The 19,745-nt window shown below is 74.7% G+C and carries 20 protein-coding genes and 2 tRNA genes; 10 read left to right on the plus strand and 12 right to left on the minus strand.

Features of this window, described 5'->3' with window-relative positions; translation table 11 throughout:
- Positions 1 to 1,188: dynamin family protein (locus tag EBM89_RS14325; protein ID WP_233571749.1), on the minus strand; the 1,188-nt coding region annotated here is incomplete at its 3' end.
- 145 nt (positions 1,189 to 1,333) lie between these two features.
- On the opposite strand from EBM89_RS14325, the gene EBM89_RS14330 reads away from it, so the two are divergent.
- A tRNA-Arg gene (locus tag EBM89_RS14330) sits at positions 1,334 to 1,406 on the plus strand.
- Between the two features lie 63 nt (positions 1,407 to 1,469).
- On the opposite strand, the gene EBM89_RS14335 is transcribed toward EBM89_RS14330, so the two are convergent.
- From EBM89_RS14335 to EBM89_RS14350, 4 genes are read right to left on the minus strand one after another with little or no spacing between them, the layout of a single operon-like run.
- Positions 1,470 to 2,678: an ABC transporter permease gene (locus EBM89_RS14335; RefSeq protein WP_233571750.1), complete on the minus strand. Its 1,209-nt coding sequence runs from the start codon at positions 2,676 to 2,678 to the stop codon at positions 1,470 to 1,472.
- Positions 2,675 to 3,415: an ABC transporter ATP-binding protein gene (locus EBM89_RS14340; RefSeq protein ID WP_199732136.1), complete on the minus strand. Its 741-nt coding sequence runs from the start codon at positions 3,413 to 3,415 to the stop codon at positions 2,675 to 2,677. The genes EBM89_RS14335 and EBM89_RS14340 overlap by 4 nt, the downstream gene beginning before the upstream one ends.
- Positions 3,412 to 4,506 carry a peptidoglycan-binding protein gene (locus tag EBM89_RS14345; RefSeq protein ID WP_122150101.1) on the minus strand — a complete coding sequence of 365 codons (1,095 nt, stop codon included), beginning with the start codon at positions 4,504 to 4,506 and terminating at the stop codon, positions 3,412 to 3,414. The genes EBM89_RS14340 and EBM89_RS14345 overlap by 4 nt, the downstream gene beginning before the upstream one ends.
- A complete protein-coding gene (locus EBM89_RS14350) occupies positions 4,506 to 5,018 on the minus strand; it encodes a hypothetical protein (protein ID WP_122150102.1) in 513 nt (170 codons plus the stop codon). The genes EBM89_RS14345 and EBM89_RS14350 overlap by 1 nt, the downstream gene beginning before the upstream one ends.
- A 126-nt stretch (positions 5,019 to 5,144) precedes the next feature.
- Here EBM89_RS14350 and EBM89_RS14355 point away from each other — a divergent pair, with 126 nt between their 5' ends.
- A complete protein-coding gene (locus tag EBM89_RS14355; RefSeq protein ID WP_122150103.1) occupies positions 5,145 to 5,801 on the plus strand; it encodes a response regulator transcription factor in 657 nt (218 codons plus the stop codon).
- Positions 5,798 to 7,072, plus strand: a complete 1,275-nt coding sequence (locus EBM89_RS14360; protein ID WP_122150104.1) for a sensor histidine kinase — start codon at positions 5,798 to 5,800, stop codon at positions 7,070 to 7,072. Before EBM89_RS14355 ends, EBM89_RS14360 begins: the two co-directional genes overlap by 4 nt.
- A gap of 67 nt (positions 7,073 to 7,139) precedes the next feature.
- Here EBM89_RS14360 and EBM89_RS14365 read toward each other — a convergent pair whose 3' ends face one another.
- The 6 genes from EBM89_RS14365 to EBM89_RS14390 form a co-directional block, all read right to left on the minus strand.
- Positions 7,140 to 9,482, minus strand: coding sequence for an exo-beta-d-1,3/1,6-glucosidase (locus EBM89_RS14365; protein ID WP_233571751.1), 2,343 nt, complete (start codon positions 9,480 to 9,482; stop codon positions 7,140 to 7,142).
- A 155-nt stretch (positions 9,483 to 9,637) separates the two neighbouring features.
- Positions 9,638 to 10,654, minus strand: coding sequence for an ABC transporter permease (locus tag EBM89_RS14370; RefSeq protein WP_122150105.1), 1,017 nt, complete (start codon positions 10,652 to 10,654; stop codon positions 9,638 to 9,640).
- Between the two features lie 3 nt (positions 10,655 to 10,657).
- Positions 10,658 to 11,725: an ABC transporter permease gene (locus EBM89_RS14375; RefSeq protein WP_122150106.1), complete on the minus strand. Its 1,068-nt coding sequence runs from the start codon at positions 11,723 to 11,725 to the stop codon at positions 10,658 to 10,660.
- Positions 11,722 to 12,519, minus strand: coding sequence for an ABC transporter ATP-binding protein (locus EBM89_RS14380; protein ID WP_122150107.1), 798 nt, complete (start codon positions 12,517 to 12,519; stop codon positions 11,722 to 11,724). The genes EBM89_RS14375 and EBM89_RS14380 overlap by 4 nt, the downstream gene beginning before the upstream one ends.
- Entirely contained in the window at positions 12,516 to 13,337 is an 822-nt protein-coding gene (locus EBM89_RS14385) for an ABC transporter ATP-binding protein (protein WP_122150108.1), read from the minus strand. The genes EBM89_RS14380 and EBM89_RS14385 overlap by 4 nt, the downstream gene beginning before the upstream one ends.
- Before the next feature lie 64 nt (positions 13,338 to 13,401).
- Complete coding sequence (locus EBM89_RS14390; RefSeq protein ID WP_122150109.1) at positions 13,402 to 15,075, minus strand: ABC transporter substrate-binding protein; 1,674 nt, start codon at positions 15,073 to 15,075, stop codon at positions 13,402 to 13,404.
- A gap of 218 nt (positions 15,076 to 15,293) precedes the next feature.
- Here EBM89_RS14390 and EBM89_RS14395 point away from each other — a divergent pair, with 218 nt between their 5' ends.
- Together EBM89_RS14395 and EBM89_RS14400 are read left to right on the plus strand one after the other, a co-directional pair.
- Positions 15,294 to 15,971 (plus strand): TetR/AcrR family transcriptional regulator, encoded by a 678-nt coding sequence (locus EBM89_RS14395; protein WP_122150110.1) that lies wholly within the window; start codon positions 15,294 to 15,296, stop codon positions 15,969 to 15,971.
- Between the two features lie 55 nt (positions 15,972 to 16,026).
- On the plus strand, positions 16,027 to 16,416 hold the full coding sequence (locus EBM89_RS14400; protein ID WP_122150111.1) for a PGPGW domain-containing protein: 390 nt from the start codon (positions 16,027 to 16,029) through the stop codon (positions 16,414 to 16,416).
- A gap of 16 nt (positions 16,417 to 16,432) precedes the next feature.
- On the opposite strand, the gene EBM89_RS14405 is transcribed toward EBM89_RS14400, so the two are convergent.
- Complete coding sequence (locus EBM89_RS14405; RefSeq protein ID WP_122150112.1) at positions 16,433 to 16,957, minus strand: MarR family winged helix-turn-helix transcriptional regulator; 525 nt, start codon at positions 16,955 to 16,957, stop codon at positions 16,433 to 16,435.
- A gap of 65 nt (positions 16,958 to 17,022) precedes the next feature.
- Between EBM89_RS14405 and EBM89_RS14410 the strand changes: the two genes are divergently transcribed.
- The 5 genes from EBM89_RS14410 to EBM89_RS14430 all read left to right on the plus strand — a co-directional run bounded on the left by EBM89_RS14410 (position 17,023) and on the right by EBM89_RS14430 (position 19,522).
- Positions 17,023 to 17,673, plus strand: a complete 651-nt coding sequence (locus tag EBM89_RS14410) for an NADPH-dependent F420 reductase (RefSeq protein ID WP_369408660.1) — start codon at positions 17,023 to 17,025, stop codon at positions 17,671 to 17,673.
- Positions 17,674 to 17,675: 2 nt separating this feature from the next.
- On the plus strand, positions 17,676 to 18,314 hold the full coding sequence (locus EBM89_RS14415; RefSeq protein WP_199732137.1) for an alpha/beta hydrolase: 639 nt from the start codon (positions 17,676 to 17,678) through the stop codon (positions 18,312 to 18,314).
- Between the two features lie 128 nt (positions 18,315 to 18,442).
- On the plus strand, positions 18,443 to 18,646 hold the full coding sequence (locus tag EBM89_RS14420; RefSeq protein WP_122150113.1) for a hypothetical protein: 204 nt from the start codon (positions 18,443 to 18,445) through the stop codon (positions 18,644 to 18,646).
- Positions 18,647 to 18,728: 82 nt separating this feature from the next.
- On the plus strand, positions 18,729 to 19,391 hold the full coding sequence (gene orn / locus EBM89_RS14425; RefSeq protein ID WP_122150114.1) for an oligoribonuclease: 663 nt from the start codon (positions 18,729 to 18,731) through the stop codon (positions 19,389 to 19,391).
- 55 nt (positions 19,392 to 19,446) lie between these two features.
- A tRNA-His gene (locus tag EBM89_RS14430) sits at positions 19,447 to 19,522 on the plus strand.
- The last annotated feature ends 223 nt before the right edge of the window (positions 19,523 to 19,745 follow it).

The raw sequence follows: 19,745 nt of genomic DNA on the forward strand, positions 1-19,745 counted from the left end.
GGCGCCCACGGCGGCGAGCGTCGCGGCGACGGCCGACACGAGGTCCTGCACGAGCGGCAGCACGGCGGTGGCGCGCTCGCGCCCGGTGCGCCGCGAGCGGTCGACCCGGCCGGAGGAGCGCACCACGTCGGCGAGCACGGCTCCGGGCGCGGTGAGCTCCGCCCACCGGGCCTGCGCGGACCCCTGCGCCACGGTGCCGCGGGTGACGGTGCGGCGGGCGTCCTCGGCGGGCGCGCGGAGGGCGTCGTCCAGGGCCTCGCGCACGGTCTGCGCGGCGGTGGCCTGCCGGTCGACGGCCTCCGCGAGGTCGTCCACCCAGGGGCGCAGCGCCGCGAGCGACCCGCGCAGGGTGCGGCCGATGACGGTGCGGGCGCGGTCGGGCCCGGCGAGCATCGTCAGCCACCGGGTGATCGGGGCGACGTGCCCGGGCTCGAGCATCCCCGCGTGGGGGCCGACGTCCGGCACGACGAACAGCGGCGAGCCCTGCATGCCGTGCGACCGCAGCCGCTCCAGCAGGTCGCCGCGCACGGTCGGCAGCGAGGCGGGGTCCACGCGGTTGAGCACCATCGCGACGGACGCGCCGCGCTCGGTGGCGCCGCCGAGCACCCGCCACGGCAGCGCGTCCCCGTACCGGGCGGCCGTCGTGACGAACAGCCACAGGTCCGCCGCCTCCAGCAGCCGCTGCGCGGACCGCCGGTTGCCGGACTCGACGGAGTCCAGGTCGGGGGCGTCCATCAGGGAGATGCCGCGCGGCACGCTCTCCGAGGCCACGACCTCGACGGCGTCGGTGACCGGGTGCTCCCGCACGAGCTCGGCGTCCTCCGGGTGGTGCACCAGCACCGGACGCCGGGTCGTGGGCCGCAGCACGCCCGCGGTGCTGACCTCGGATCCGACGATGGAGTTCACCAGCGTGGACTTGCCCGCACCCGTCGAGCCCGCGACCACGACGACCGCCGGGGCGGAGAGCTGCCGCAGCCGGGGCACCAGGTGGTCGGCGAGCTGGTCGACCAGCCGGGTCCGGGACGCCCGGTCCTCGACCACGCCCGGGACGTCCAGGGGGAAGCCGGTCGCGCGGACGTCGCGCAGCAGGTCCGTGATCGCGTCGAGCAGGGACGTGGCGGCGAGCGGCCGGTCGAGGACGTCCCTCGCGTCCGGACCCGGCTCCGTGCCCGTCGCCTGCGTGTTCACCCGGTCATCCTCTCGTGTGAACGGCGAGGTGGCCAAACCTCCGCGCCGGTCGGAGCGCGACGGCGTGCACGGGGTGGGTGGCACGGGCGGGAGGCGGGTGCCGCGTAGGCTGGTGCGCCGGGACCGGCGGCCGCCGCCGGACCGCGCCTCCATAGCTCAATGGATAGAGCAACGGCCTTCTAATCCGTCGGTTGCAGGTTCGAGTCCTGCTGGGGGCACCGCCGACGCGGGGCGGTCCCGGGGGCCCTCCAGCACCCCGGGACCACCCCGCCCCCTTTCCCTCACCCCGTGAGCGCCTCCGTCGGGGAGAGCCTCGCGGCCCGCACGGCGGGCAGGATCCCGGCCACGGCCCCGGTGAGGACCGTCAGCCCGACGCCGGCGACGACCACCAGCACCGGCACGGCCACGTCCCACCCCTGGGTGGTGGCGTACCCGGCGGTGATCAGCCACCCGAGGACGACCCCGCCGATGCCGCCGAGCGTGGACAGCACCAGCGACTCGACGAGGAACTGCCGCCGGATGTGCCCGCGCGTGGCCCCCAGCGAGCGGCGCAGGCCGATCTCGGCGCGGCGTTCCAGCACGGAGATGACCATGGTGTTGGCGACCCCGATCCCGCCGACGAGCAGCGCGACCCCGCCGAGGCCGAGCAGCAGCCCGGTGAACGCCGCGTCCGTGGCCTCCTGCGCCGCGAGGGCGTCGGACGGGCGGGACACGTCGACCTCGTTCGGCGCCGCGGGGTTGGCGGTGGCGCCGAGCACGGAGCGGACCGCGTCGACCTGCGCTGGCGCCGCGCGGGCGTAGACGCGGGTGGGGTGGCCGTCCCACCCGAGCTGCTGCGCGGCGAACTGCCGGCCGGCCAGGACGCTGGAGTCCAGCTCGGGGGCGAGCGGGACCGCGTCGAGGATGCCGACGACCACGCACGGCACCCCGCCGACCTGGACGAGCACCCGCGGGTCGGGGTGGCCGATGCCGAGGCGCTCGGCGGCGACCTTGCCGAGCACGACGGCGGGGAACCGGCTGCTCGCCTCCGTCAACCAGGTGCCCTGGGCGACGGTGGCGCCGACGGTGTCGAGCAGGTCGAGGTCGGCGGCCCGCACGCCGATCCCGCCGGACTCGGCGGCCGGGATGCGGTCGGACCGGTAGGCCCGCACGTCCACCGCACCGGTGGACGTCGAGGACTCGACCGGCCCGATCCGCCGGACCATCGAGACGGCCTCGGTGGGCAGCGCGGCCTGCGCCCCGAACAGGTCCGTGCCGGGCGACGCCGACAGCAGGTTGGTGCCGAGGTCGTCGAGCATCCGGTCCAGCTCGGCGCGGGACGAGGACGAGATGCCGACGACGGCGACCATCGCCGCGATGCCGATGGCGATACCGAGCGCCGACAGCACGACCCGCATCGGCCGGGTCCACAGGCCGCTCGCGCCGACGCGCAGGACGTCGGAGGGATGCAGCCGCGCCGGGTGCAGGGCACGACCCTGCGGGCCCTTCACGACCCGCTCCCGGTGGTCGGCGCCGCGCCGCGCTCGTCGGCCTCGGCCACGCCGTCGCGCATCCAGACGCGGCGCGGGAACGACGCGGCGAGGTCCCGGTCGTGCGTGATGACGACGACGGTCGTGCCGGACGCGTTGAGCTCGCACAGCACGTCGACCACCCCCGCGCCGGCGGCGGTGTCGAGCGCACCGGTCGGCTCGTCCGCGAGCAGCAGCGGCGGGTCGCCGACCACCGCGCGGGCGATGGCGACCCGCTGCTTCTCGCCGCCGCTGAGCTGGTGCGGCCGGTGCCCGGTGCGGTGCCCGAGCCCGACGCGGTCCAGCGCGACCGCCGCCCGCTCGCGCCGGGCGGCCCGGGACGTCGCCCGGTGCCCGCCCGCGCGGTACAGCAGGCCGTCGGCGACGTTGTCCAGCGCGCTGACGCCCGCGGACAGGTGGAAGTGCTGGAACACGAACCCGATCCGGGAGCCGCGCAGCGCGGACAGCCCCCGGTCGTCGAGGTCGGCCACCGCGAAGCCGTCGATCTGCACCCGGCCCGAGGTGGGCCGGTCGAGGGTGCCGATCAGGTTGAGCATCGAGGACTTCCCGGACCCGGACGGCCCGACGATCGCGACGAGCTCGCCGGGCTCGACGGTCAGGCTCACGCCCCGCAGCGCCTGCGTCCCGCCGGGGTAGGTCTTGGTGACGGCGTCCAGCGCGATCACCGGGTGGTCCCGCGCCACCGCCGGGGCGCTCATGCCGGCACCACCACGTCGTCGCCCTCGGCGAGGTCCGCGCCCTCCCCGGCAGCGACCTCGACGCGCCCGCCGGCGAACATGCCCGTGGTGACGGGCACGAGGGTGGTGCTGCCGTCGCCGGCGACCCGCTCCACGGCGTACCCGCCCTCGGCGAGCGCGAGCAGCGCCGTCACGGGGACGGTGAGCACGTCCGCCCGCTCCCCGGAGGTGATCCCGACGTCGACCGGTCCCGCGTCCAGGCCGCCGAGCGCGTCCGGGTCGTCCACCCGGACGGTGACCCGCACGACCGGGTCCCGGTCGGCGGCGTCCTGCTCGTCGTCGCCGTCGGGGACCTGCGGGGCGCTGATCCCCGTCACCGTCCCGGTCGTCGCCGCGCCGCCGGGCAGCGTCAGCGCGACCTGGTCGCCCTCGGCGACCCGCGCGCGGTCGGCGACCGGCAGGTCGAACGTGACGACCTGCTCGGTCCCGGTCACGCTGAGCAGCTCGCCCGCCCCGGGGTCCCCGAGCGCGGCGACCTGGGTCGCCACGCGGACCGCCCCGGGCAGCACCACCACGTCACCGGGGGCGACCCGACCGGTGCGCTCGCGGCCGAGGTCCTTCTGCCACGCCCGCACCGCCTTCGCGGTCCCGGCGGTGAAGCGGTCGCCCGCACCCGTGCCGCCGTAGCCCATCGCCTCCAGGTTGTCCTTCAGCTGGCGGACGTCGGCGCCGCGCACGCCCTGCTCGAGCGCGCGGTACAGCGGCATCGCCCCGTGCAGGGCCACGACCGGCCGGTCGTCCACCCGGGCGACGGCCGCACCGCGGTCGAGGACCGTCCCCGGCTCGGGCAGCCAGGTGACGGTGCCGTCGGTCGTGCCCGTGATCGTGCGGGTCGCCCCGAACCCGAGCGCGCCCTTCTCGGTGCTGCGCTCGACAAGGGTCTCCCGGGCGACCGCGGCCGTCGCCGTCGCGGCCTGCTCGGTGTGCTCGGCCTGCGGCGCGGACCAGCTCGGGAGCGCGAGGGCCGCCCCGACGGCGAGCACGGTCACGACCCCGAGGCCGCTCCACACCAGGGTCCGGCGGCCGCGCGGCCGCGCCTGCTCGCGCGCCATCAGGAACCCGCCCCGAAGTCGAGGTGCTCCTGGCAGACGGCGAACCCGGCCTGCATCGCGTCCTGGTCCACCTCGCCCTTCGGGGTGCCCATGCCGGTCTCCGGGTCGGGGTCCGGCATGTCGATGCCCTGCTCGCGCATGCACGCGGCGAACGTCCGCAGCATCTCGAGCTCGGCCGGGGTGAGCGTCCCGGTGTCGTCACCGGACGGCGCGAGGTCCGCGCACGCCTCGATCGCGGCGTCCAGCGCCGGGTCGGAGTCGGTGACGACGCCCATGCCCTCGCCGTCGCCGTCGGTGATGTCGGCGCCGTTCTCCCGCAGGCAGCGGGTGTACGCGAGCTGCTGGTCCTCGGCGGACCCGGCCTCGTCGCGGGCGTCGGACGAGGAGGCCCCGCCCGCGGAGGCGACGCCCGGCTCCTCCTCCCCGCTGCCGCACGCCGTGAGCGCGAGGGTGAGCAGAGCGGCCGCGAGGACGGCGACGGGTCGACGCGTCCTGCTGGTCGTGGTGGTCATGTACGTCCTCCTGTTCCTGGCACCCGCCGGTCCACGGGCCCGGCACCCATCTCACGGACCGGCGTGTGAGGTGGGTGTGAGGTCGGCTCCCAGGGCCGTCCCAGGCGCGCGCGGCACGATCCCGGCATGCGGGTGCTGGTCGTGGAGGACGAGGAGCTGATCGCCGAGGCGGTCGCCACGGGCCTGCGCCGGCAGGCGATGGCCGTCGACGTCGCGCTGGACGGGCACGCCGCGCTGGAGCGGGTCGGTGTGCACGGGTACGACGTCGTGGTCCTGGACCGCGACCTGCCCGGGGTGCACGGGGACGACGTGTGCCGCGAGGTCGTCGCGCAGGGCGACGGGGCCCGGGTGCTCATGCTGACCGCCGCGGGCGGCCTGTCGGACCGGGTGCGGGGGCTGGACCTCGGCGCGGACGACTACCTGGCCAAGCCGTTCGCGTTCGTCGAGCTCGCGGCGCGGGTGCGGGCCCTGGGCCGGCGCGCCCGCCCGGCCGCCCCGCCGGTGCTGCGGCGCGGCGACCTGGAGGTCGACCCCGCCCGGTGCCTCGTGCGACGCGGGGGCGAGCCCGTCGCGCTGGGCCGCAAGGAGCTCGGGGTGCTGGTCGAGCTGCTGCGCGCCGACGGCGCCGCGGTCTCCGCCGAGCAGCTGCTGGAGAAGGTGTGGGACGAGCACACCGACCCGTTCACCACGGTCGTCCGGGTGACGATGCGGCAGCTGCGGCGCAAGCTCGGCGAGCCGCAGCCCATCGAGACCGTGACCGGCGTCGGGTACCGGATCCCGTGACGCGCGCCGGCCCCCTCCCCCGGCGGCGCAGCCCGCGCCGCCGGAGCCTGCGGGTCCGGCTGACCGCGCTGTACGCGGGCGCGGCGGCCGTCTCCGGGGCGGTGCTCGTCGCGGTCACCTACGCGTTCGTGGCGAGCACGATCGCGGACCAGCCGCTGGACACGGTGATGATCGCCCTGCCCGAGGCCACGCTCGACGGGACCGGTGACCTGCTCACCGGGGAGGGCCTCACGATCCAGGACGTCGCCGCCGCGGTGACCGAGGTCAACGAGCAGTCCCGTGCGGAGATCCTCACGGCCCTGCTCCGCTGGTCGGGCGCGGCCCTGCTGCTCGCCGTGGCGCTCGCCGCCGTCGTCGGCCGCGTCGTCGCGTCGCGGGCGGTCGCGCCGCTGCACCAGATCACCGCCACGGCCCGGCGGGTGGCCGACGACAACCTGCACAGCCGCATCGGCCTGGACGGCCCGCGGGACGAGATCACGGACCTCGCCGACACGTTCGACGCGATGCTGGAACGGCTGGACCGGTCGTTCGACGGGCAGCGCCGGTTCGTCGCGCACGCCTCGCACGAGCTGCGCACGCCGCTGACCATCACCCGCACCGTGCTGGAGGTGGCGCTGGACGACCCGGCGACCCCCGCCGAGACGCGCGCCCTGGGCGAGCAGCTGCTCGCGGTGAACGCCCGGCACGAGCGGCTGATCGACGGCCTGCTGACCCTCGCGACCTCGCAGGGGGCTCCGGTCGCGGCGGAGGACGTCGACCTCGTCCGGGTCGTGCGGACCGTCCTGGCGTCCGCCGCGCACGAAGTGGCCGCGCGCGGCGTCCGGCTGGAGCTCGACCTGGAACCCGCCCCGCTGCGCGGCGACCCGCTGCTGCTGGAGCGGCTGGTGCAGAACCTGGTCGACAACGCCGTCCGCTACAACGACCCGTCCGGGTTCGTGCGGATCCGCACGGGCACGGTGGGCGGCGCGGCGGAGGTCGAGGTCACCAACGCCGGTCCGCGGGTGCCGTCCGACGACGTCCCGTCGCTGTTCGAGCCGTTCCGGCAGCTCGGGCCCGACGGCGCGGAGCGGCACCGGCGGGAGGGCTACCTGCGCGGTGGTGTCGGGCTGGGGCTGCCGGTCGTGCTGGCCGTGACCGAGGCCCACGGGGGCGAGGTCGACGCCCGCGCCCGCGACTCCGGCGGGCTGCGGGTGCGCGTGCGGCTCCCCCACGACCCGGGCGTCGTGGCTCCGGCAGCACCCGGGACCTCCGTCCCGATGACCACGACGTGACGCCCCACGAGCACGACGACGGGACCCCGCGGTCCGACGACCGCGGGGTCCCGTCGCGGGGACGGCGTCAGGCGACGTGGAAGACCGCCCGCAGCAGGTCCTCGCCCCGCGAGGACCGGCCGACCCGGACCTCGAACGCCCCGGCCTCGACCACCCGGTCCCCGCGCGCGTCCACGATCGTGCAGTCGGCGACGGCGAGGTCCACGGTGACATCCACGGTCTCGCCGGGCGCGATGTCGACCTGCCGGTAGGCCTTGAGCTCCTGGTCCGCCCAGGACACCGACGTGACGGTGTCCGAGACGTAGAGCTGGACGGTCTCGCGCGCGGGCCGCGCGCCGGTGTTGCTGAGGGTGACGGTCGCCCGCACGGTGTCCCCGACGGCGGCGGTGTCGCGGTCGAGGCGCAGGTCCGTGTACTCGACGGTCGTGTACGACAGCCCCTGCCCGAACGCGAAGGCCGGGTCCTGGGTGAGGTCGGCGTACCGGTCGCCGTGCTGCCCGCGGATCTGGTTGTAGTACGTGGGCTGCTGGCCGACGTGCCGGGCGAACGAGATCGGCAGCCGGCCCGAGGGCTCGACGAGGCCGAGCAGCGTCTCGGCGACGGCCTGGCCACCCTGCATGCCGGGGTTCGCGACCCACAGCACCGCGTCAGCGCCGAGCGCCGACTCCGGGAGCACGAGCGGCTTGGACGCGAGCAGCACCACGACCAGGGGCGTCCCGGTGGCCGCGAGCGCGTCGAGCAGCGCGATCTGGCCGCCGAGCAGGTCGAGGGTGGCGGTGGACCGGCCCTCGCCGACGAGCTCGACGCGGTCGCCGACGACGGCGACGACGTAGTCCGCGTCCTGCGCGGCGGCGACGGCCTCGGCGATCATCGCCGCGTCCGGGGCGACCGGCACCGCGACGGGCGGGCGGGGCTGCCCGTCGGGGAAGAACGGCCCGGCGGGGTCGGGGGCGAGGTCGATGATGTCGGCGCCGCGGTGGTGCGTGACCGACCAGCCGACCGGCACGCTCGCGCGCAGGCCGTCGAGGACCGTGACGATCATGTCGCGCGGGTGCCCGTCGGGCAGCCAGTCGGCCTGCCCGGAGTTGCCCGCCCAGTCGCCGAGGTGCGTCTCGTGGTCGTCGGCCAGCGGCCCGACGACGGCGACGCGCCGCGGGGTGGCGTCCCCGCCGGAGGCCCGGTGCGCCCCGGCCGCCGGGACGCCGCCGCCGTCGGTGGCGCGCGCCGCCGCACCCGGCACCGCGTCGTACCCGCCCGCGAGCGGCAGCACGCCCTCGTTGCGCAGCAGCACCAGCGAGCGCCGCGCGACGTCGAGGTTGAGGTCGGCGTGCGCGGCGGCCCCCACGACCTCGGCCTGCGCGGCGGCGTCGGGGCGGCGCGGGTCCTCGAACAGCCCGAGCCGGAACTTCAGCGTGAGGATGCGGGACACGGCGGCGTCGAGGTCGGACTCGGCGAGCAGGCCGCGCTCGATCGCCTCCTGGGCCCCGGCGAAGAACCCGGGCGTCGTCATCACCATGTCGTTGCCGGCCTTGACGGCGGCCGCGGCGGCGGACGCGTAGTCCGGCTGCACCTGCTGCTCCCAGACCATCCGGCCGACGTTGTCCCAGTCGGTGACCAGCGTGCCGGTATAGCCCCACTCGCCGCGCAGCACGTCGTTGAGCAGCCAGTCGTTGACGGTGATCGGGACGCCGTCGGTGGTCTGGTAGCCGAGCATGAAGGTCGAGCACCCCTCGCGGGCGACCCGCTCGAACGGCGGCAGGAACCAGGAGCGCAGCTTGCGGCGGGAGATGTCGGCCTCGGAGGCGTCGCGCCCGCCCTGGGTCTCGGAGTACCCGGCGAAGTGCTTGGCGGTGGCCAGGATCGCGGTGGGGTCGGCCAGGCCGTCGCCCTGGTAGCCGCGGACCATCGCCGAGGCGAGCTCGCCGATGAGGAACGGGTCCTCGCCGAAGGTCTCGTCGACGCGGCCCCAGCGCAGGTCGCGGGCGATGCAGAGCACCGGGCTGAACGTCCAGTGCACGCCGGTCGTCGCGACCTCCTGGGCGGTGACGCGCGCGACCTGCTCCAGCAGGTCGACGTCCCAGGACGCGGCCATGCCGAGCTGGGTCGGGAAGATCGTGGAGCCGACGAAGAACGAGTGCCCGTGGATGCAGTCCTCGCCGACCAGCAGCGGGATGCGCAGCCGGGTGCGGTCCGTGAGGTCGTGGGCCTCGGCGAGCCGCTCCGGGGAGGCGTGCAGGATCGAGCCGACGTGCGTGCGCAGGACGTGGTCCTCGACGCCCTCGCGGGCGTCGAGCTGCATCATCTGGCCGACCTTCTCGGCCGGGGTCATCCGGGCGAGGAGGTCCGCGACCCGCTCCGGCACGGGGAGGGTCGGGTCCTGGTACGGGGCGGTGGAGCTGGTGACGGTCACGGTGGGTCCTTCGTCGGCGGCATCGCCGGGGTCGGGTCGTCGGTCGTCCCCCACCCGCCGGTCAGCGGTGTGGGAGCGTGTCCACCCTAGGTCGTGCCGGGCGGCACGGCGTGGGCGGGAGGGCCCGGGGCGGGCAGGACGCCCGCCCCGGGAGGTCATCCGGCGCGGCCCACCGGGGTGACGGCGTCGGGCTCGGCCTCGGGCTCGGCGTCGGTGCCGGCGTCGGTGCGCACGGCGGTGACGCCCGCGGTGGTGTCGAGGCCCTGGCGGCGCATCGCCCGCGCGAGCTCGCCGGCCGAGCGCAGCCGGGGGTTGATGTACTCGTCGATGCCGAAGTTCAGCAGCGCGAGCGCGACGCCGATCGCCGCGATGCACAGCCCGGGCGGCAGGAACCACCACCACTGGTTCTGGGTGAACGCCCCCTGGGCCGAGGCCCAGTTGAGGATCGTCCCCCAGTTGTACGCGTTCACCGGGATGACGCCGATGTAGGACAGGGTCGTCAGGCCGAGGATCGCCGCGGTGACCGAGCCGACGAACGACGACGCGATCAGGGCCGTCAGGTTGGGCAGCATCTCGACGCCGATGATGCGGCGCAGCGGCTCACCGTTGAGCTTGGCGGCCTGGACGAAGTCGCGGTTGCGCAGCGACATCGTCTGGGCCCGCAGCACCCGCGCACCCCATCCCCAGCCGAGGATCCCGAGGATCGCGGCGACCACCCACAGCGGGGGGTTCGTGAACCGCGAGGCGATGATGATGAGGATCGGGATGCCCGGGATGACGAGGAAGACGTTCGCCAGGGCGGACAGCGCCTCGGACCGCCACCCCGGGAGGTAGCCGGCCAGGACGCCGACGACGAGGGCGATCGTCATCGAGATCAGCGAGGTGAGCGCACCGACGACGACCACGCCGCGCGTGCCGTGGATGACCTGGCTGAGCACGTCCTCGCCGAGGTGGGTCGTGCCGAGCCAGTGCGTGCCGCTCGGCGGCTGCAGCCGGGCGGTCGCGTCGATCTGCGTCGGGGAGAACGGGGCGAGCTGGTCGGCGAACACCGCCACGATCACGAACACCGCGAGGATCGACAGGCCCGCGATCGACTTGCCGTTGCGGAACATCGCGAAGCCCGCGCCGAACCGGGCGCCGCGCCCGCGCGCGGTCAGCTGGATGGTCGACATGTCTCAGGCCTCCGACTGGCGGGTACGGGGATCGAGGACCGCGTAGGCGACGTCCGCGAGGATGTTGGCGACCAGGACGGCCAGCACGATCACCAGGAACCCGCCCTGCATGAGCGCGTAGTCCTTGGCGTTCGTGGCGTCGAGCAGCATCTTGCCGACGCCGGGGTAGGAGAAGACCTGCTCGACGATGATCGCGCCGCCGACGATGAAGCCGATCGACAGGGCGAACGACTGGATCTGCGGCAGGACGGCGTTGCGGGCGGCGTAGCGCCACAGCACCCGCCGGGTCGGCATCCCCTTGGCCTGCGCCACGGTGACGTAGTCCTCGTCGAGCACCGTGAGCATCATGTTGCGCATGCCGAGCATCCAGCCGCCGAGCGAGGCGACGACGATCGTGGCCAGCGGCAGCGTGCCGTGCTTGATCACCTGCCCGACGAACTCGAACGTCAGCCCGGGCGTGGTGCCGATCCCGTAGGCCTTGCCGATCGGGAACCAGCCGAGCGTCACGGAGAACACCGAGATCGCCATCAGCCCGATCCAGAAGTACGGGACGGTGGACAGGAACGTCGTGACCGGGATCAGGGCGTCCAGCCGCGACCCGCGCCGCCAGCCGACGACCGCTCCCCCGACCGTGCCGATCAGGAACGAGACCACGGTCGCCAGCCCGATCAGGCCGACGGTCCACGGCAGCGCGTTCGCGATGACCTGGCCGACCGGCTGCAGGCCGTGCGTGATGGCGATGCCGAGGTCGCCGCGGGCGAGCATCCCCAGGTAGTCCCCGTACTGCTGCCACAGCGTCCGGTCGGAGTCCAGGCCGAGCAGGGCGCGCAGCGCGTCCGCCGCCTCCGGGGACATCCCGCGGTTGCGGGCGAGGTAGCTGTCGACCGCGTCGCCCTTCATCAGGCGGGGCACGAAGAAGTTCAGGGTGATCGCGGCCCACAGGGTGAACAGGTAGAACGCGACGCGGCGGCCGATGAACCGCCACGGGATCCGTGCACGGGCGCGCGTGGTCCGGGTCGCGGTCGTCCCGTCGGCGACCACGTCGGTCTCGGGGCTGCTGGTCGTGGTCATCGCGCACCTCCGACGCGGTCGGCGAAGAAGCTCTCGGGGTCGGGGGACGCCTCGCGGAGCTCTCGGGTGTACGGGTGCCGCGGGCGCAGGATGACCTCGTCGGCGCTGCCGTGCTCGACCACCCGGCCCTGGTTGAGCACGATGATCTCGTCGGAGAAGTACCGGGCCGTGGCGAGGTCGTGGGTGATGTAGAGCACCCCGAGCCCGTCGGCGGCCTGGATGTCGGAGAGCAGCCGCAGCACCCCCATCCGCAGGGACACGTCGAGCATCGAGACCGGCTCGTCCGCGACGAGCAGGCTCGGGCGCGGGGCCAGGGCCCGGGCGATGGCGACGCGCTGCCGCTGGCCGCCGGACAGCTCGTGCGGCCGGCGGTCGACGACCCCGGCGTCGAGCTGGACCTTGGCCAGCAGGCGGTGCACCTCGGCCTCGACCTCCCCCGGCGGCACGACCCCGGAGAGCACGAGCGGGCGCTCCACGTGGTGCCGGATCGAGTGGTACGGGTTCAGCGACGCGAACGGGTCCTGGAAGACCATCCGCAGCCGCTGGCGGTACGCGCGCAGCGCCGCGCCCCGGGACGGGACCGGCGCGCCGTCGAGCAGCACCTGCCCGCTGGTGGGCCGCTCCATCTGCGTGAGGATCTTGGCGACGGTCGACTTGCCGGACCCGGACTGCCCCACCATGCCGATGGTCTGCCCGCTCGACAGCGTGAACGACACGTCCGCCAGGGCGTCGATCGAGCCCGCCCCCCGGACGCGGTAGGTCTTCGAGACGCCTCGGACCTCGATCGTGGTCATCGGGCCACCTTCCGCTCGGCCGTCAGGCGGGGGAAAGACGACAGCAGCGTCCGGGTGTACTCGTGCTGCGGCCGGAACCAGATCTGCTCCGCGGTGTCGATCTCGACGATCTGCCCGGCGCGCATGACGGCGATGCGGTCGGAGATCTCGAGCAGCAGCGGCAGGTCGTGGGTGATGAACACGACCGAGAACCCGAACGCCTCGCGCAGGCTCGTGATCTCCCGCAGGATCTCCCGCTGCACCAGCACGTCCAGGGCGGTCGTCGGCTCGTCCATGACGACGAGCTGCGGGCGCAGGGCGAGCGCCATCGCGATCATGATGCGCTGCCGCATCCCGCCGGACAGCTCGTGGGGGTAGCTCTTGATGCGGGCCCCGCCGACCTTGACGATCTCGAGCAGCTCGACGACGGCCGCGGTGCGGGCGCGCCGGGACATCGCGGGCCGGTGCACCTCGAACACGTCGGCGAGCTGGGCGCCGACCGTCGCGACCGGGTTCAGGGCGCTCATCGCGCCCTGGAAGACCATGGAGATCTTGTCCCACCGGAACGCCATCATCGCGTCGGTGCCCAGCGCGAGCAGGTCGGTGTCGGTGCCGTCGGCGTCGTGCCAGGTGACCGACCCGCCGGGGATGACGGCCGGGGGCTTGAGCAGGCGCTGGACGCCGTAGGCGAGGGTGGTCTTGCCGCACCCGGACTCGCCGGCGAGCCCGAGCACCTCGCCCCGGTGGACGGTGAGGGACACGTCGCGGACCGCGTCCACGGGCGCGGCGGTCTCGTACCGGACCGAGAAGTCCCGGACCGACAGGAGGGGGTCGCTCATCTGGGGGGTCTCTCCTTGCGTGCGGGCGCCAGGGGCGGCCACCCGGACCGCCCCTGGCGCGGGATCACTCGACGGGCTCGAGGCTGCTCAGCACGAGGGCGACCTCGGCCTGGGTCGGGTCGGCCGAGGCGTACATGTCCTCCTCGGTCGGCCAGCCCGTGTAGCTCCGCTCGTGGAACAGGCCCAGCAGCGGGTGCGACCCGAGCGGGATCGCCGGGACGTCCCGGACGAACGCCTCCTGCAGCGTCGTCATCGCGGCGGCCCGGTCGGCGTCGTTGTCGGTGCTCGCGTAGGTGTCCAGCGCGGCGTCGACCTCCGGGTTGCTGTACCGCCCGAAGTTGAAGTCGGCGTTCTCGACGCCGGCGTCGTCGGTCGTGATCCAGCGGGTCCCCATGATCGAGTCGTAGACGCCCCACGCGCCCTCGCCGTCGAGCCAGTGGATGATCGCGTCGAAGTTCCCCGTCTTGCGGGCCTCGTCCCAGCCGCCCCAGTCGGGCTGCTCGATCGTGACCTCGATGCCGAGCTGCTTCATCTGCTCGGAGAGCAGCGCCTGCTCGGTGTTCCAGTCGGTCCACCCGGCCGGGACGGAGACCGCGAAGGTCACCGGCTCGCCGTCCGGGTCGACGAGCGCGTCGCCCACGCCCGTGTACCCGGCGTCCGTGAGGACCTGCTCCGCCTTGTCGAGGTCGACCTCGTACGTCTGGCCCGCGAACTCGTCGACGACGTCCTGCTCCAGGGACGAGCCGAGGCCGGTCACCGAGTCCACGACGGCCGAGGCGCCCTCGCGGGCGATCTCGACGTAGGCGTCGCGGTCGACGGTCCAGGCGAGCGCCTCGCGCAGCGCGACGTCGTCGAACGGCTTGCGCGTCAGGTTGAGGAACAGCGTCCCCGCGCCGGCGGTCGGGGTCACCAGGTACCGGTTGGCCGGGTCCTGGTCGAGGAAGGTCTCCTGGACCTGCGGCAGGAACGCCTGCGCCCAGTCCGCCTCACCGGTGGTCAGGGCCGTGGACAGCGCGGCGTTGTCGCCGTAGGAGACGTAGTGCAGCTCGGGCACCGCGAGCTCGCCGTCCCAGTAGTCCGGGTTGGCGGTCAGCGTCACCGACTCCGTCGACCAGCTCGACAGCACGTAGGGCCCGGTGCCGATCGCCTCGCCCTCGCCGGTGAGCGCCGCGGTCGAGGGGTCGTCGAGGGTGTCCCAGATGTGCATCGGGACGATCGGGACGTGCAGCACCGTGCCGCGCTTGACGAACTTGGAGTTGCCGAACGTCAGCGTCGCCGTGTCGCCCTCGACCTCGGCGCCGAGGTAGTCCAGCGCGGCGGTGTCCGTGAGCCGCCCGTCGAGGTACATGTCGAACGTGCCGACGATGTCGTCGATGGTGAACGGCTCGCCGTCCTGCCACGTCACGCCCTCGCGCGCGGTGACGGTGAGCGCGGTGTAGTCCGCGTTCCACTCCACGCTCGACGCCAGGCGCGGGGTGACCACGGTCGGGTCCGCGGTGTTCACCAGCGCCATCGTCTCGAACATGGCGTAGCGGTAGCCGTACATGCTGGCCGAGCTGTCCCCCAGGAACGGGTTGTTCGACTCGGTGGTGATCGCGCCGTCCGGCTTCGCGATCGTCAGCGCGGCACCGCCCCCGCCGGTCGACGCACCTCCCCCGCCACCCGAGTCGCCGGAGCAGGCCGTCAGCGCCAGCGCGGCGGCCACGCCGAGCGCGATCGCCGGGAACTTCACCCTCATGGTTTCTCCTTCGAAACGAGACGCCCTGCCGGACATCTCTGAGGTCGCGCCGCGTCGTCGCGGTCGCGCTGCTCGGGAGGTTACTACACTGTCAGTAAGTGAATTCCAGCCCTCGCCGCAGCCGTGACCAAGTCGTGATCCCCGAGGTCCCGGCCGCGGACGGCGGGACTAGGGTTGGCCGCGCGTCGAGGGGCGCGACCCGAGGATGTGAGGACCGCATGAGCACGACGAGGCGCACCCCGCGGGCCCGGCCGGAGACCCTGGCCAAGCGCACCGAGATCCTCCGTGCGGCCACCGCCACCTTCGGCGCCAAGGGGTACGCCCGGGGCCCGCTCACGGAGATCGCCGACCAGGTCGGCATCACGCACGCCGGGATCCTGCACCACTTCGGGTCCAAGGACCAGCTCCTCGTGGAGGTGCTCAAGTTCCGCGACCGCACCGACGTCGAGGGGCTGCAGGACCAGCGGATGCCGGACGGGCTGGACCGGTTCCGGCACCTGGTGCGCACCGCGTTCGCCAACGAGAGCCGCCACGGCATCGTCCAGGCCTACGCGGTGCTGTCCGCGGAGTCGGTCACCGAGGACCACCCCGGCCGGGCGTACTTCGAGGAGCGGTACCGCACCCTGCGCCAAGACCTGCGCGACGCGTTCGAGGACGTCTGCGCCGAGCGCGGGATCACCGCGCCCGCGACCGTCGACCGCGCCGCCGCGTCCATCCTGGCCGTGATGGACGGGCTGCAGGTGCAGTGGCTGCTGGCGCGGGACGACGTCGAGCTCGGCGAGGCCAGCGCGTTCGCCATCGAGGCCCTGGTGGCGGCGACCCTGGACCCGCGACCGCCGGTCCTGGGCGAGCCGGGCGCCGCACCCGGCGACCACGACGCGGCAGCCGGGTCCTGAGGGAGATCGCCCGCCCCGGCGGGAACAACCCGGGCGCGCCGTTCGTCGTGGTGGCATGACCACGCCGCCCACCACGCCCCCGCCCGCGGGGACCGGGGACGACCTCGCCGCCGAGATCGCCGCCGGCGAGCGCACCGACACCGGCGCCCACCGCGCCCTCGCCCGGCTGCGCGCGCGCCTGGACAGCCGACCGTGGCTGCGGCTCACCTACAAGATCGTGGTCACGACCGTCGGGGTGACCGTGGTGCTCATCGGCATCGCGCTGCTCGTGCTGCCCGGGCCGGGGTGGCTGACGATCTTCCTCGGGCTGGGGATCCTCGGCACGGAGTTCGCGGTGATCCGGCGGTTCAACGGGCGGTTCAAGGCGCTGGTGCTGCGGTGGTGGCACGCCTGGCGGGAGCGGCGCGCCGCGCGCGCGGCCCGCAAGGGCGCGACCCCGGCCTGACGCGCGGGGCCGAGCCTCAGCCGGCGGCGTTCCCGCAGGCGTCGTCCGGGCTGACCACGGGGTTCTGCGCCTCGAGCCGGTTCTCCGGGTCGAGGGCCCCGAGGACCGCGAGCGCGATGGCGTCGAGGTGCTCGACCTGCTCGGGGGTGAGCCGGTCGACGACGAGCCGCCGCACCTCCGCGACGTGGGTGGGCGCGGTGGCGACGACCTTGCGCCACCCCTCCTCGGTGAGGGTGGCGAGCGTGGCCCGGCGGTCGTCCTCGGAGCGGACGCGGGTCAGGTAGCCGCGCGCCTCGAGCCGGCTGGCGACGTGGGACAGCCGGGGCAGCGTGGCGTTGGTGCTGGCGGCGAGCCCGCTCATCCGCAGGGTCCGCTCGGGGGCCTCGGAGAGCTTCGCGAGCACGAGGTACTCGTAGTGCGAGAGGTCGGCGTCGCGCTGCAGCTGCTGGTCGAGCGCGGCGGGCAGCAGCTCGGCGACCGCCTCGAGGCGCATCCACGCCTGCAGCTCGTGGGTGGAGAGCCAGCGGGGGTCGTCGGTCATCCCTCCATCCTAGCGTTGGTTGACGCTTCAATCCCGGCGTTCTATGTTGGTTGTAGCGACAACACATGCCGCACGTGATCGACCCGGAGGAGCAGGACATGACCAGCGTCACCATCATCGGAGCGGGCAACATCGGCAGCGCGGTCGCGCGCATCGCGCTGAAGGCCGGCGCCGCCGTGCAGGTCCTCACCCGGGACCCCGCGAAGGCCGCCGCCGTCGACCCCGCCGTGACCCCCGGCACCGTCGGCGACCCGGTCACCGGCGACGTCGTCGTGCTCGCCCTCCCCTACCCCGCCCTCGCCGAGGTCGCCGCGCAGTACCCGGACGGGTTCGCGGGCAAGGTCGTCGCCGAGACCACCAACCCGGTGGACTTCGGCACCTTCGACTCCCTGGTCGTCCCGGCCGGATCCTCCGCGACCGCCGAGCTCGCCGCCCTGCTCCCCGACGCCCGCGTGCTCAAGGCGTTCAACACCACGTTCGCCGCGACGCTCGCCTCCGGCACGGTCGGCGCCGTCCCGACGACCGTGCTCCTCGCGGGCGACGACGCCGACGCCAAGGCGGCGCTCGCCGGCGTCGTGGAGGGCGGCGGCCTGCGCGCCGTCGACGCGGGCTCCCTGAAGCGCGCGCACGAGCTCGAGGCCCTCGGCTTCCTGCAGCTCACGCTCGCGGCGGGCGAGAAGACGCAGTGGACCACCGGCTTCGCCCTGGAGCGCTGAGCGTGCCCGACGCGCCCCTGACGATCGACCCCGCGGTGGCCCGGCACGCCGGCAGCACCACCGCGGGGTCGCCCGTGCTCGTGCTGCTGCACGGGTACGGCTCGCACGAGGGCGACCTGATCGGCCTCGCCCCGCACCTGCCCGCGCACCTGCGCCTGCTCGCGCCCCGCGCGCCGCTGACCGGCGGCCCGGGCTTCGCGTGGTCCCCGCTCGCCGCGCCCGGCCGCCCCGAGCCCGCGCACGTCCGAGCCGCCGCCGACGCGCTGCTCACCTGGCTGGACGCGACCGTCGAGGCCGCGACGCCCGTCGCGCTGCTCGGCTTCTCGCAGGGCGGGCTGCTCGCCACCCAGCTGCTGCGCACCCGGCCCGACCGGTTCGCGGCGGCCGTCGTGCTGTCCGGGTTCAGCCTCGACGCGACCGAACCCGGTGACACCGACCTCGCCGCCCGCCGGATCCCGGTGCTGCTGGGCCACGGCGACACCGACCCGGTCATCCCCGCCGACGCGACGACCCGCACGCAGGCGTTCCTCGCCCGGCACGCGGCCCTGGAGCACCACGTCTACCCGGGGCTCGGCCACGGCATCGCCCCGGCCGGCCTGGCGGACGTCCACGCGTTCCTCACCCGCGCCCTCCCGTCCTGATCTCCGGTCGCGGCCCGGAAATTCGCGTGACCCCCCGGTGCCCCGGGTGGCAGCGTGGTGGTCACCGCGCGGTACGTCCCCGGGGCCCGGCCAGGCCCCACCTCCTCACCCGAGACGGGCTACCGACCATGCACCCCACCCTGACCTTCGACCTGATCCAGGCGGACCACCGCGAGCGCCTCGAGACGGCCGCCCTGCTGCGCCGCGACGCCGAGCGCCGCGCCGACCGCAGACGGACCACCGGGTCCCGCGGCCGCCCCCCGGAACGCCTCGCCCGACCCCGCCTCCGGCTCCTGCTGGTGGCGACCACGGCGGCCGGCACCGTCCGGTGACCGCCCTCGCGGGGAGCCCCGCGCAGCACGGACCTGAGCCCGTCGGACCACCGTCCGACGGGCTCAGCCGTACCCTGGGGCGGTGAGCACCGTGAACAGCGGGACCGGCAGCGCCGACCGCATCGTCTGGATCGACTGCGAGATGACGGGCCTGGACCTCGTCCACGACGCCCTCGTGGAGGTCGCCGCCGTCGTCACCGACTCCGAGCTGAACGTGCTCGGCGAGGGCGTCGACGTCGTCATCGCGCCGCCCGCCGAGGCCCTGGAGCAGATGGGCGACTTCGTGCGCGACATGCACACCTCCTCCGGCCTGCTCGACGCGCTGCCCGGCGGCACGACGCTCGCCGACGCGCAGGAGCAGGTGCTCGCGTACATCCGGCAGTGGGTCCCCGACGCGGGCAAGGCCCCGCTCGCGGGCAACTCCGTGGGCACGGACAAGACGTTCCTGGACCGCGACATGTCGGACCTGGTCGACCACCTGCACTACCGGGTGATCGACGTCTCCTCCATCAAGGAGCTCGCCCGCCGCTGGTACCCGCGGGTGTACTTCGCGTCCCCGAAGAAGCAGGGCGGCCACCGCGCGCTCGCCGACATCCTCGAGAGCATCGACGAGCTCCGGTACTACCGCGCGGCGCTGCTGGTCCCGCAGCCGGGCCCGGACAGCAAGGCCGCGAAGGCCGTCGCGGAGCAGGTCGCCGCGACCTCCGTGGCCGCCGCGCACCGCGCCGCGACGTCCGCGTCCTGAGGACCCTCGAAGTACCGGTATGCTTGTCGTCGGCCCGGAGCGATCCGGGTCCGTGGTGGCTATAGCTCAGGTGGTAGAGCGCCTGGTTGTGGTCCAGGAGGTCGCGGGTTCAAGTCCCGTTAGCCACCCCAGCGCGTAGGGCGCCGCTCCCCCGGGAGCGGCGCCCTTCGTCGTCCGGCGGCCCGCACGGGCAGCCACCCCGCACGCGTGGGGCCCACCTCACGGTGGCCCCTCCGCCAGTTCGCCACGAGGTCGGCAGCGCCTGACGCCCGGGGGCCGTGCGGGGCGGGGGCGCCTAGGCAGGGCGGGGGCGCCGGGGCAGGGCGGGCGCGGGCGCAGCGCGGGGCGGGGCGG

Source organism: Cellulomonas triticagri, from assembly GCF_003696205.1.
In the GTDB taxonomy this organism is placed as follows: Bacteria; Actinomycetota; Actinomycetes; order Actinomycetales; family Cellulomonadaceae; genus Cellulomonas; species Cellulomonas triticagri.